Annotated in this window: 9 protein-coding genes; 7 read left to right on the forward strand and 2 right to left on the reverse strand. The window is 72.7% G+C overall.

Annotated features, from left to right (window positions below; translation table 11 throughout):
• Nucleotides 1-65 precede the first annotated feature (65 nt).
• The 4 genes from AB0B76_RS47405 (at nucleotide 66) to AB0B76_RS47420 (ending at nucleotide 5,413) form a co-directional block, all read left to right on the forward strand.
• A complete protein-coding gene (locus AB0B76_RS47405; RefSeq protein ID WP_360389258.1) occupies nucleotides 66-1,301 on the forward strand; it encodes a maltose ABC transporter substrate-binding protein in 1,236 nt (411 codons plus the stop codon).
• A gap of 85 nt (nucleotides 1,302-1,386) precedes the next feature.
• Nucleotides 1,387-2,871 carry an ABC transporter permease subunit gene (locus tag AB0B76_RS47410; protein ID WP_360389128.1) on the forward strand — a complete coding sequence of 495 codons (1,485 nt, stop codon included), beginning with the start codon at nucleotides 1,387-1,389 and terminating at the stop codon, nucleotides 2,869-2,871.
• Entirely contained in the window at nucleotides 2,868-3,713 is an 846-nt protein-coding gene (locus tag AB0B76_RS47415) for a sugar ABC transporter permease (RefSeq protein WP_360389131.1), read from the forward strand. The genes AB0B76_RS47410 and AB0B76_RS47415 overlap by 4 nt, the downstream gene beginning before the upstream one ends.
• The gene (locus AB0B76_RS47420) at nucleotides 3,710-5,413 is read left to right on the forward strand and encodes a glycoside hydrolase family 13 protein (protein WP_360389134.1); all 1,704 of its coding nucleotides are present in this window, start codon (nucleotides 3,710-3,712) and stop codon (nucleotides 5,411-5,413) included. The genes AB0B76_RS47415 and AB0B76_RS47420 overlap by 4 nt, the downstream gene beginning before the upstream one ends.
• 3 nt (nucleotides 5,414-5,416) lie before the next feature.
• On the opposite strand, the gene AB0B76_RS47425 is transcribed toward AB0B76_RS47420, so the two are convergent.
• Nucleotides 5,417-6,271, reverse strand: a complete 855-nt coding sequence (locus AB0B76_RS47425; protein WP_360389137.1) for a MoxR family ATPase — start codon at nucleotides 6,269-6,271, stop codon at nucleotides 5,417-5,419.
• Nucleotides 6,272-6,383: 112 nt separating this feature from the next.
• On the opposite strand from AB0B76_RS47425, the gene AB0B76_RS47430 reads away from it, so the two are divergent.
• Entirely contained in the window at nucleotides 6,384-9,542 is a 3,159-nt protein-coding gene (locus AB0B76_RS47430; RefSeq protein ID WP_360389140.1) for an NACHT domain-containing protein, read from the forward strand.
• A gap of 31 nt (nucleotides 9,543-9,573) precedes the next feature.
• Nucleotides 9,574-10,389 (forward strand): transglutaminase-like domain-containing protein, encoded by an 816-nt coding sequence (locus AB0B76_RS47435; RefSeq protein ID WP_360389143.1) that lies wholly within the window; start codon nucleotides 9,574-9,576, stop codon nucleotides 10,387-10,389.
• 10 nt (nucleotides 10,390-10,399) lie between these two features.
• Here the strand turns inward: AB0B76_RS47435 and AB0B76_RS47440 are convergent, their stop codons facing one another.
• Nucleotides 10,400-11,851, reverse strand: a complete 1,452-nt coding sequence (locus AB0B76_RS47440) for an MFS transporter (RefSeq protein WP_360389146.1) — start codon at nucleotides 11,849-11,851, stop codon at nucleotides 10,400-10,402.
• A gap of 115 nt (nucleotides 11,852-11,966) precedes the next feature.
• Here AB0B76_RS47440 and AB0B76_RS47445 point away from each other — a divergent pair, with 115 nt between their 5' ends.
• Nucleotides 11,967-12,398, forward strand: coding sequence for a MarR family transcriptional regulator (locus AB0B76_RS47445; protein WP_360389148.1), 432 nt, complete (start codon nucleotides 11,967-11,969; stop codon nucleotides 12,396-12,398).
• The last annotated feature ends 25 nt before the right edge of the window (nucleotides 12,399-12,423 follow it).

The raw sequence follows: 12,423 nt of genomic DNA on the forward strand, positions 1-12,423 counted from the left end.
CAAGCTCCGTGCCTGCCCTCCACCGGCCGGCGCGCGCTGCACCCTGAACAGGAGCACCCATGCGCATGCCCCTGCGCGCCGTCGGCGTGTTCGCCCTCGCCGCGTTGACCCTCACGGCCTGCGGGTCGTCGAAACCCTCCGAAAGCGCTTCCACGGCGCCGACCGCGACGCTCGCCATCTGGGCGGACGATCAGCGCGCGGCCGCGCTCAAGCCGTTCGCCGAGCAGTTCGGCAAGGCCAACCACGTGGACGTACAGGTCCAGGCGGTCTCCAAGGACCTGCAGACCAACTTCGTCACCGCCGCGCAGTCGGGCAAGGGCCCGGACATCGTCGTCGGCGCCCACGACTGGATCGGCAACCTGGTGCAGAACGGCACCATCGACCCGATCCAGCTCTCCGACTCGCAGAAGTCCGGCTTCGCCGACGTGGCGATGAAGGCCGTGACCTTCAACGGCCAGGTCTACGGCGTGCCGTACGCCATCGAGAACCTGGCCCTGATCCGCAACACGGACCTGGCCCCCACCGCCCCGGCCACGATCGAGGACCTCGTGGCGGCCGGGAAGGCGCTCAAGGACGCCGGCAAGGTCACCAACATCATGTCGCTGCAGGTGGGGCAGAACGGGGACGCCTACCACGTCTATCCGCTGTTCGCCTCGGCCGGCGGCTATCTGTTCGGTACCAAGGCCAACGGCGACTACGACCCGGCGGACCTCGGCGTGGGCAAGCCCGCGTCGGTGGAGGCGTTCAAGAAGATCGCCGCGCTCGGGGAGAAGGGCTCCGGCGCGCTGACGCGCTCGGTCAACAGCGACAACGCGATCCCGACCTTCACCGGCGGCAAGACCCCGTTCCTGATCTCCGGGCCGTGGGCCGTGGCCGACATCAAGAAGGCCGGCCTCAAGTACGACATCACGCCCGTGCCCGGCTTCGCCGGCGGCAAGGCCGCGACACCGTTCGTCGGCGTGCAGGCCTTCTACGTGGCCAGCAAGGGCAAGAGCAAGGCCCTCGCCAACGAGTTCATCACGAACTACCTCACCAAGCCGGAACTGCAGGTCGCGCTGTACCAGGCCAACCCCCGCCCGCCGGCCCTGAACGCGGCGATGGACCAGGTCAAGGGCACCGACCCGGACATCGAGAAGTGGCTCGCGGCGGGCAAGGGCGGCGCCGTGCTGCCGGCCATCCCGGCGATGGCCGCGGTCTGGGACCCGTTCGGCAAGGCGGAGTCGGCGATCGTCGGCGGCGCGGACGTGCCGTCCACCCTCGCGGGGGCGTCGAAGACCATCTCCGACGCGATCGCCAAGTAGCGCCATGAGGAACACGCACCCCCTGCCGGGTCTGGGTCGGCCTCGCGAAGCCGCGCCGAGCCAGACTTGGCAGTGGGGCATCGTCGTGAAGATCGCGGTCCTCGGGCTCGCCCTGGCGCTGGCGGTCTACGCCGCCTTCCCGCTCGCCGACGCCCACGCGTGGGGATGGCTCACGGTCCTCGTCGTCGTGACCGGCCTGATCTTCGCGATCTACCTGTCGCCGCGGGCCATCCCGGCGAAGTACCTCGTCCCGGGGGTGCTGTTCCTCCTGGCCTTCCAGATCATCCCGGTGCTGTACACCGTCGCCACCGCCTTCACCAACTACGGCGACGGGCACCGGGGCAGCAAGCAGGAGGCGGTCACCGCGATCCAGAGCGCCTCCGTGCAGCAGGTGCCGGGCTCGGTCGAGTACGCCCTGTCGGTCGCGGTCGACGACGGCGGCCTCAAGTTCCTGCTGCTGTCGTCCGACGGCAGGACCTACACCGGCGACGCCGACGGCCTGCACCCGCTCGCCGGCGCCACCGTCGCGGCCGGGCGCATCACCGCGGCCGACGGGTACCAGCTGCTCGACCTCGGCCAGGCCACCCAGCGCAACGACGAGATCCTCGCGTTCACCGTGCCGACGACCGGCGGCGCGATCCGGGCCTCGGGCCTGACCCGCGCCTACACCGGCCAGGCCACCCGCTACTACGAGGCCGGCTGCGACTGCATCACCGACCGCGGCACCGGCCGGCAGTGGAAGGCCGACGAGGACTCCGGCGCGTTCGTGGCCGACGACGGCGAGCACCTCGCCCAGGGCTGGAAGGTCAACGTCGGCTTCAGCAACTTCGCCCGGGTCGTCACCGACGAGCGCATCGCGGGCCCGTTCCTGCGGACCCTCGTGTGGAACCTCGCGTTCGCGGTCGGGTCGGTGCTGGTGACGTTCGGCCTCGGGCTCGCCTGCGCGCTCGCGCTGAACGCGAAAATGCGCGGGCGGACCTGGTACCGCGTGCTGCTCGTGCTGCCGTATGCGATGCCCTCGTTCGCGATGCTGCTCGTCTGGCGGGACCTGTTCAACCAGGACTTCGGGCTCATCAACCGGCTCACCGGCCTGCACGTGGACTGGTTCGGCTCCCCGTGGACGGCCCGGCTGGCGGTGATCCTGGTGCAGCTGTGGATGGGCTACCCGTACATGTTCCTGGTCGCCACCGGCGCCCTGCAGGCCATCCCGCGGGAGATGTCGGAGGCGGCCGCGATCGACGGCGCCACCGCGGCCCAGCGCTTCCGGCGGGTCACCCTGCCGCTGCTGCTGGTCGCCCTCACCCCCCTGCTGATCTCGTCGTTCGCGTTCAACTTCAACAACTTCAACGCCATCTACCTCACCACCGAGGGCGCGCCGTTCCCGGCCGGCAACTCGAGCATCGGCGCGACCGACCTGCTCATCACCTACACGTACCGGCTCGCGTTCGGCGGCTCCGGAGCGCAGCTCGGCTTCGCGGCGGCCATCTCGGTGTACATCTTCACGATCGTGGCCGTCATCTCGGTCATCGGCTTCCGTCGCAGCCGCAAGCAGGAGGAGGTCTACTCGTGATCGCCTGGGCCCGTAGGACGGGCTGGCGGCACGCGGCCGGGCTGCTCGCCGTCGCCTTCTCGCTCTTCCCCATCGTCTTCGTCGTCTCCGCGGCCCTCAACCCGCTGGGCTCGCTGAGCTCGACGCAGCTCATCCCGCAGGCCGCGGGGCTGGGCAACCTGAAGGACCTGTTCTCGAAGACCGCCTTCCCGCACTGGTACCTCAACTCGATCCTCATCGCCGGGATCGCCGCCGTGGCCGGGGTGTTCCTGTCGATCCTGGCCGCGTACGCGTTCTCCCGGATGCGGTTCAAGGGCCGCCGGGTCGGGCTCGTCTCGCTGCTGCTGATCCAGATGTTCCCGCAGTTCCTGTCGGTCGTGACCATCTACCTCATCTTCGCCGCGGTGGGCGACTACTACCCGGCGATCGGGCTCGACCGGCCGTGGGGCCTGATGCTGCTGTACCTCGGCGGCGCCCTCGGCGTGAACACCTGGCTCATGAAGGGCTTCCTGGACACCGTGCCCAAGGAGCTCGACGAGTCCGCGGTCATCGACGGGGCCAGCCATGCCCAGATCTTCTTCCGGGTCACCCTGCCGCTGGTCACGCCGATCCTCGCGGTCACCGCGCTGCTCGGCTTCATCGGCACCATCAACGAGGTGCTGCTGGCCAACGTCTTCCTGCACAGCGACGACGCCAAGACCCTGGCCGTGGGCCTCTACGGCATGGTCGCCGAGCAGCGCAACGCCAACTTCGGCATGTTCTGCGCCGGCTCGCTGCTCACCGCGGTGCCCACGGTCGTGGTGTTCCAGGTGCTGCAGCGGTACATCGTGTCGGGCCTCACCACCGGGGCGGTGAAGGGATGAGCGTCCACCACGACGGCTCGGCCCTCTACGTGCCGGACCAGCACCCGCGGCTCGGCTCCAATGTGGACGTCTGGCTGCGGGCGTCGGCGGACGTGCGTTCCGTACACGTGCGGTCCATCGAGGACGGCGAGCCGCGCTTCACGGCCGCCGTCCGCGACCGGCGGGGCGGCGAGCTGTGGTGGCGGGCCTCGGTGCTGGTGCGCAATCCCGTCACGCGGTACCGGTTCCTCGTCGACGGCGACTGGTACACCGTGCTCGGCCGCTTCGGCCACGACGTGGCCGACGACACCGACTTCCGGCTCGTCGCGCACCCGGGCCCGGCCCCGTGGACCCGCGAGGCGATCGTGTACCAGATCTTCCCGGACCGCTTCGCCCGCTCCGCCACGGCGCCGGCCACCCCCGACTGGGCGGTGCGCTGCGAGTGGGACGAGCCGGTCGACGTGGCCGCCGCGTCCCGGCAGTGGTACGGCGGCGACCTCGACGGCATCGCCCGGCGCCTGGACCACATCCAGGACCTCGGCGCCGACACCGTGTACCTCACCCCGTTCTGCCCGGCCCGCTCCAGCCACCGCTACGACGCCGTCGCCTTCGACCGCGTCGACCCGCTGCTGGGCGGGGACCGGGCCCTGCGCCGGCTCGCCGACGCCCTGCACACCCGGGGCATGCGGCTCGTCGGCGACCTGACCACGAACCACACCGGGGTCGAGCACCCGTGGTTCGACCAGCCGGACCTGTACTACATGAGCGCCGACGGCGGCTACGAGTCCTGGCTCGGGGTACCGTCGCTGCCGAAGCTGAACTGGCACTCGGCCCGGCTGCGCGAGCGGTTCGTCACCGACCCGGACTCGATCGTGCGGCGGTGGCTGCGGTACCTCGACGGCTGGCGCGTCGACGTGGCCAACATGACCGGCCGGCGCGCCGGCGACGACCTGACGCTCGAGGTCTCCCGCCTCATCGCCGACGCCGTGCGCGGCGCCCGCCCCGACGCCCTCCTGGTCGCCGAGCACGCCCACGGCGCCGGCGGCGACCTCGACGCGGGCGGCTGGCAGGGCACCATGAACTACGCCGGCTTCACCCGTCCACTGTGGACGTGGCTGCGCGGCGACCCGCTGCCGTCGGAGGACTTCCTGGGCGTGCCCGGCCCGGTCCCCAGCCGCGACGGCCACGCGTTCGTGGCCACGATGCTCGCGATGATGGCCACCATGTCCTGGCGTTCGTGGACGCACTCGTGGAACCTGCTCGGCAGCCACGACACCGCCCGCATCCGCACGGTGGTCGGCTCCCTGGAGCGCATGGAGGTGGCGGCCGGCCTGCTGGCGACCCTGCCGGGCGTGCCGATGGTCTTCGCGGGCGACGAGTTCGGCCTGACCGGCACCACCGGCGAGGCCTCGCGCACCCCGATGCCCTGGCGCACCGGGACTTCGGTGCTGCCTTGGTACGGCCGGCTGCTCGCCCTGCGCCGCAAGCACCCGTCGCTGCGCGGCGGCGGCCTGCGCTTCGCCCACGTGGACGCGGACGCGATCGCCTTCTGGCGCGAGACCCACGACGAGCGCCTGCTGATCCTGGCCCGCCGCGCACCGGGCGCGCCGGTGGAGCTGGCCGGCGTCCCCGAGGCCACGAACCTCTACGGCGGCGCGGCCTGGACCGGATCGCTGCCCGGCGACGGCCCGGCCCTGCAGATCTGGTCCGTCCCGGCCTGACCGTCAGCCCACCGGTCGCAGAGCCGCGACGATCTCGTCGACGGCCAGGTCGGCATCCCGCGGCTGCGGGTCGCTCATGTGCAGGCGGTGGGCGAGCGCCGGCCGGGCGACGGCGTCGACGTCCTGGACGGAGACGACGTCCCGGCCGTCGGCCGCGGCGACGACCCGCGCCGCGGCCGCGAGCGCGACGAGCCCGCGCCCGCTGGTGCCGACGAGGACGGACGGCAGCGCGCGGGTGGCCACCCCGATGTCGACGATGTGCCAGCGAACGGCGTCCGGGACCTCGACCGCGCCCGCGACCTCGCCCATCCGGGCGAGGTCCGCCGGCGTGATCGTGGGCCGCACGAAGACCTCGGGCGGGGCCGGCGGCACCCTCGGCCGGATGCCGCAGTGCAGCGTCCAGCGATCCAGCATCCGCCGCGACAGACCGAGCCGCTGGACGTGGCCGCGCGGCAGGGCGGTGATGGACACGAACGGCGAGGGCAGCGGCGTCTCCACGCTGTCGAGCTCGACGGCGCGCCGCTCCATCGCCGTGAGCAGCTGCCACTGAGCCTCGGGCCGGGCGAGCGGGAAGCCCGATACGTGCAGGACGTTCGTGAAGAGAGGACCGCCGGGCTCGTTCAGGTGAAGGTCCTTGGCGTCGGGTCCGAAGCGGATCTCGTCGTCCCGGGCGCCGTCGACGGCCCGGGCCAGGGTGCGGGCCAGGTGACGGCTCTCCTCCTCGCCGCCCTGGAGCAGCAGGTGCCCGCCGGCGATGAGACAGACCAGCGCGTTGCGGGCGGCCTCCTGATCGCCGGTCTGCTGCCCGATGCTGCCGGCCAGCCGCTGGAAGGTGGTCATGAACTCATGGACGTGCATGACAGTTGCCCTCCCCGGCTACGATGCTTGTCGCCGCGAGTTCGTTCGATGTGTCCGGATGTTGCCGCACTCCCCGGCCAGGGCGCAAGCGATGGGTCGACGAGAGGTAAACATGGTCCGCTTCGGCCGTGTTCTGCGCTGGGCGGTCGCCACGGTCGCCGTCCCGGCGGTGGTGGTGGTCCCGGCGGTGAAGGACTGGGCCCTCCGGCATCCCCTGCTCGCCGTCGCCGGCGCGCTGGCCTGGGAGGCCGGGGTGCTGCTCGTGGCCGGCCTGGAGCGGGTCACCCGGGCGGCGCGGGAGTCGTGGGTCAGGCAGATCAGTGACGCCTTCGAGCGGTGGTCCGGGCAGCGGCTGTCGCGGTACGAGCAGCGGTACCGCCGCTACGTCCTGTCCCGGGTGCGCTTCGTCGACGGCAAGGGCCTCGCCACCGCGGGCGATTTCACCCTGGAGCTCGACCAGGTCTACGTCGACGTCGGGCTGACGCCGCGCCCGTTGCACCAGGTCGGTACCGGCGTCGTCGGCTCGCCGCCGGACGACACCGAGCGCCGTATGGCGATCCAGGAGCTGTTGCAGCAGTCGTACGGCAGCGTGCTGGCGGTCGTCGGCGGTCCCGGCAGCGGCAAGACGACCCTGCTGCACTTCGTCGCGCGCGGCACGGCCCGGGCGCAGCACCTGCCCCGGCCGGTCCCGGTATTCCTGGAGCTGCGTGACGTCGGCGGCCGGCTCGAGGCCCGGCCGACGCTGCCCGAGCTGCTGGAGCAGGTGATGGCCGATCTCGTCGGTCCGGCCCCGGCCGGCTGGTGGGAGGCCCAGCTGCGCCGGGGCCGGTGCGTCGTCCTGCTCGACGGTCTCGACGAGGTGGCCACCGACAAGGTTCGCGGCGCCGCCGGCCGTTGGATCGAGGATCAGCTGGCCGCGTACCCCGACAACGACTTCGTGATCACCTCGCGGCCGCAGGGCTACGAGAACGCCCAGGTCACCGGGGCCCGGCTGCTGCACGTGCGGCCACTGACGCGCGAGCAGGTCCGGCGCTTCCTGCAGCAGTGGTACCGCGCCGCGATCCGGGCGGCCACCTTCTCGGCGACCGAGCCGGTCACCGCCGACGAGATCGAGCGCCTCGCCACGGCCGACGCCGTGGACCTCCTCGCGCGCCTCGCGGGCAACCCGGCGTTGTACCAGCTCACCGCCAACCCGCTGCTGCTGACGATGATGTGCAACGTGCACCGCTACCGGGGCGCCCTGCCCGGCTCGCGCGCGGACCTGTACTCCGAGATCTGCCAGGTGATGCTCTGGCGCCGGCAGGAGGCCCGGCGGCAGGCGGTGATGCTGACGGGCCCGGCGAAGCTCCGCCTGCTGGCCGCGGTCGCGTTCGCCATGATGGACCGCCGTGTGGCGTATCTCCACCGCGACCGGGTGACCGCCGTCCTGCGTGACGCGCACCGCCGGGGGAAGGGCTCGGTCGGCCCGGCCGAGCTGCTGGCCGACTTCACCGCCAACGGCCTGCTGGTGGAGCGTGAGCGCGACGAGTTCGCCTTCGCGCACCTGACCTTCCAGGAGTACCTCGCGGCGCGGTACCTCCGCGACCAGAACCGCCTCCAGGTCGCGGTCGACTCCGTGGCCGACCCCTGGTGGCGCGAGGTCATCGTGTTCTCCGTCGCCGACGGCAACGCCGACGAGGTGGTGCGGGCGTGCCTGGACCACAACACCGTGCCATCGCTGACGCTGGCGTTCGACTGCGCCGCGACGGACGCCGATCTGTCGGAGGAGCTGCGCGACGAGCTGGAGGCGGTCGTCGACCGCGCGTTCCGCGACAAGGCCGGCCCCGCCGAGCAGCGTCTGGTCGCGGGCGTGCTGATCGGCCGCCATCTGGGCACGACGGCGCAGATCCCGTCCGGCACCATGTTCTGCCTCGCGCCGGTCCCCACCAGCATCTGGTGGCTGTACTGCCGGGAGGCCGAGGTATCCGCACCGGACGCGCCGTGCCCGGCCGACGGCCGGCGGCCGGAACCGGTCCGCGGTGTGCACGGCGTCGACATCCTGAAGCTTCCGGAGTGGCTCGACGAGATCGTCGCGACCGGCGGCGGGCTGGGCTACCGCCTGCCGGACGAAACCGAGCTCCGGGAGTTCTTCCGGCAGCAGGCCGAGCTCGGGACGCCCGCCCCGGTCGCATCGGCGTGGGCGCTGCCGGCGTCGCCCCGGGACGTGCCGCGGCTGGTGACGAACCCGGCCGTGGCCGTGCCACGGTTCACGCTGCGGGAGGAGATCGTCGCGGGGGTCGTCGCCGACGTGGCGCGCTGGTGTGCCGACGGCATCTGGCTGACCAGCGGGCTGCGCGCGTTCGGCGATGCGCGGCGCTCGGCGCTGTGGACCAGCAAGGGCGGCAGCCGTCTGCGGGACGCGGACGACGCCCGGCGCGGCTTTCTGCGGTTCGTGCACGAGCACATCGACGGGCCGGTGCGCCTCACCCGCGAGGACTCGCGCCTGCTCGATCAGGACCGCGACCTCGACCTGGCGCTCGCGGTCACCCACCGCCACATCTCCGGTATCGCCCGGGAAACGGTCCGGCGGGTCGCCCTGACCGACGAGGACCTCACGGCCGACGTCGACGACGACACCGACGACTTCATCGACGACCGCGGGCTGATCGGCCCGGTGATGGACCCGAGCCTGGCCGGGGACCCGCAGCGGTTCCGGGAGGAGCTGCGGGCGCGCACCGCCACCCACACCGACCGTGCCGACCTGCGCGTCGATCTCGATCTCGCGCTCGCCCCGGAGCAGGCCCCGGCCCGGCCAGAGGGCTCCCAGCTGTTCGCCGCCATCGGGGCGGTGCTGGCCGAACGCCTGGTCGCGCGCCTCGAGAAGCCGTCACCGGGTGTCCATTGGGAAAAGGACCTCATCGAGTCCCTCGTGCGCCTGGTCGGCGACATCGAGGAAGGCCGGCCGTCGCCGCCGGACAGCGAGGCGGTGGTCGAGCTGATCCGCCGGGCGGCGGCGGGAGTCGCCGCGGAGTGCGCGCTGAGCCTGGCCGAAGCCCGGCTCGCCTCCGCGTTGAGCAGCTCCACCATGCTGCTGAGCCGGCCGATCGGGCCGGAGTCGGCCGCGCTCGGCGAGATCCGGCTGGCGGCGCTGCTGCTCGCGGGGGCCGCGCTGGAGGAGGGGCGCAAGTTCGTCGCCGGGGAGCTGCACAGCGTCGCGCTGGGGGCGATGCTGATCCGGCTGCGCCAGGACGTTCCCGAATTTCTCGAGGGCGTTTTCGTCGTCCGGGCCTGAAACTGTCGTACCCCGCCGATAACGTGCCGGCATGGACGAGGTTGAGTTCTCCCTCCAGCAGAGTGCGATCACCGATCCCGGGCGGCCGCTGACCGGTCTGCCCGCCGGCGTGGCCGACCTGGCGAAGGTCGTCGGGGGCGTGCTCGTCCACCGCGACTGGGCCCCGCACCCGGTCCGCCGCGAGGACGCCGACCTCCGGTTCGTCTCGGCGATGCTCGACCGCCTCGGCTCGCTCGACGAGCGGCCGTCGGAGCGGCGGCTGGCCGTCACCTGCCGCGACTTCACGGTGCTGCTCGTCGCGCTGCTGCGTGCGGGCGGGGTGCCGGCGCGGGCCCGGGCCGGGTTCGCCGGATACTTCGCCGAGGGCTTCTACGACGACCACTGGGTGGTCGAGACGTGGGCCGAGGGGCGGGGCTGGCACCTCGTCGACGCGCAGGTCGCCAGCGGCGAGCCCGGGGTCTACGGCACCAAGGACCTCGACCCGCTCGACGTGCCCCGCGACGCGTTCCTGGTGGGCGGGCAGGCCTGGATGGAGTGCCGGTCCGGGGTGCGCGATCCGCGGACGGTCGGCACGAGCGCGGCCGGGCTGACGGGGTTCTGGGAGATCCAGGGCAACGTGGTGCGGGACCTCTCCGCGCTCAACGGGGTCGAGGTGCTGCCGTGGGACGCGTGGGGGCTGATCCCGGTGCACTTCGACGAGCTGCCGCAGGCCGACGTGGCGCTGCTGGACGCCGTGGCGCCGGTGAGCGCGGCGGGCGGCCCCCTGCGGGTGGCGCAGGAGACCGCCGGGCTGGACCCGCGGTTGCCGGCTCCGCCGGAGCTCAGCCGGCCGTCGGCGCTCAGCTGATCATCGGAGCTCAGCCGGCCACCGGCGTGAGGTCGGGCTCGTCCGCCTCGAAGTGCTCGCGCTGCTCGCTCGCCGGGGTCTCGGTGCGGCGGGGGCGGGGGATGAGCAGGGCGACGGCGACGGACAGGGCCGCGGCGGCGCCCAGGGCGATGAACGCCGTGGTGTAGGCCGACTCGGTCGGCAGGCCGTCGGCGCTCAGGTCGCTGGTGACGATCGAGCTGACCACGGCGGTGCCGATCGAGGCGCCGATGGTGCGGATGTTCGCGTTCATGCCGCTGGCCGCGCCCGTCTGGGCCATCGGGACGCTGTGGACGATGAGGGAGGTCATCGAGGCGTAGGCGAGGCCGATGCCGACCCCGAAGACCGCGGCGGCGGTGGCGACCTCCCACGGGTGGGTGTGGGCGAAGGCGAACGCGGCGCTCGCCGCGGTGGCCAGCAGCGAGCCGGCGATCACCTGCGCGCGGCTGCCGAACCAGGCCGCCATCGGGCCGCTGAGCATGCCGGCGACCGCCATCGTGGCCAGCATCGGCACCATGAGCAGGCCGGCCTGGCCGACGGTGGAGCCGAAGCCGTAGCCGGTGGAGCTCGGCACCTGCATGAACTGGGGCAGGAAGGCGTACACGCCGAACATGCCGGCGCCGAAGAGCAGCGCCACGATGTTCGTGGTCCACACGGCCGGCCGGCGCATCATGCGCATGTCGATGAGCGGGTTGCCCGAGCGCACCTCGACCGCGACCCACCCGGCGGCCAGCACCGCGGCCGCCGCGAGCAGGCCGATGGTGCGCGGCGACGTCCAGCCCCAGGTGTTGCCCTTGCTCAGCGGCAGCAGCAGCGCCACGAGCCAGGCCGACAGCAGCACGGCGGCGAGCCAGTTCACGCGGCCCCGCGAGCGTGACGGCGACGGCGGCACGAACCGCCAGGCCAGCAGGCCGGTCACAACGACCACGCCGAGCGGGATCCAGAACAGCCAGCGCCAGTTGAGCGCGGCCACGACCGGGCCGGCGAGCACGATGCCCAGGCCGCCGCCGAGCGCGATCACCGCCGACATCGCCCCGACCGCGGAGATGACCCGGGCCGGCGGGAACTCGTCGCGGATGATGCCGAACGACAGCGGGAACAGCGCGCCGCCGAGGCCCTGGATAACGCGGGCCACGATGAGCACGCCGACGTTGGGGGCGAGCGCGGCGAGCAGGCAGCCGACCGCGATGGCGGCGAGCGCGGCCAGCAGCGTGCGCTCCTTGCCGATCATGTCGCCGATGCGGCCCATGAGCGGCGTGGCGACGGACGCGGCGAGCAGCCACGCGGTCAGCACCCACGTCACGGTGCCTGCCGACGTGTGCAGGTCCCGCTGCATGACGGGCAGTACGGGACTGACCAGCGACTGCAACATCGAGAACGCTGCCGTGGACGCGGCGAGGACGCCGAACGTCAGCCGGTGCGAGGACCGAGAAACTTGAGGCATGCCTCCACATTACCGGAGGCAAGCCTCCGCGCAACGGCATTTCGTGTGTCCGAGATCCCATCGCGGTATTGGTAGGCAAACTGTGTAGGCTAACTACCGAATCTGGGGGGTGTGGGTGGACGAGCCATCGGCGGCCGCGGCGGCCCGGGACCTGGTGGAGCTGTTCCGGCGGCTGCGGGCCCGGCTGCGCCAGGTGCCGTCGGGCGGCCTGACCCCGTCCCAGGCCGCGGTCGTGCTGCGCCTGCACCGCGACGGCGCCTCGTCGACGACGGTGCTGGCGCTGGCCGAGGGCGTCCGCTCGCAGTCGATGACGGCCACCCTCAACGCCCTCGACGAGCTCGGCCTGATCGAGCGCGCGCCCGACCCGGAGGACGGCCGGCGGCACATCATCACCCTGAGCGAGGCCGGCCGGGCCCGGGCCCTCGCCGACAAGCAGGGCCGCAACGCCTGGCTGGCCCACGAGCTGGGCCGGCGCTACACCGGGACCGAACTGGCCACGATCAACGAGGCCCTGGCCCTGCTGGCCCGCCTGGGCGACAAGTCCTGAACCACGCACCCCGAAAGAGGCCTAC

The organism is Dactylosporangium sp. NPDC049140 (assembly GCF_040648435.1).

Coding starts and splice junctions, on each gene's coding strand:
- AB0B76_RS47440 (WP_360389146.1), bottom strand. CDS start 11,851: ATGCCTCAAGTTTCTCGGTCCTCGCACCGGCTGACGTTCGGCGTCCTC.
- AB0B76_RS47435 (WP_360389143.1), top strand. CDS start 9,574: ATGGACGAGGTTGAGTTCTCCCTCCAGCAGAGTGCGATCACCGATCCC.
- AB0B76_RS47420 (WP_360389134.1), top strand. CDS start 3,710: ATGAGCGTCCACCACGACGGCTCGGCCCTCTACGTGCCGGACCAGCAC.
- AB0B76_RS47425 (WP_360389137.1), bottom strand. CDS start 6,271: ATGCACGTCCATGAGTTCATGACCACCTTCCAGCGGCTGGCCGGCAGC.
- AB0B76_RS47405 (WP_360389258.1), top strand. CDS start 66: ATGCCCCTGCGCGCCGTCGGCGTGTTCGCCCTCGCCGCGTTGACCCTC.
- AB0B76_RS47430 (WP_360389140.1), top strand. CDS start 6,384: ATGGTCCGCTTCGGCCGTGTTCTGCGCTGGGCGGTCGCCACGGTCGCC.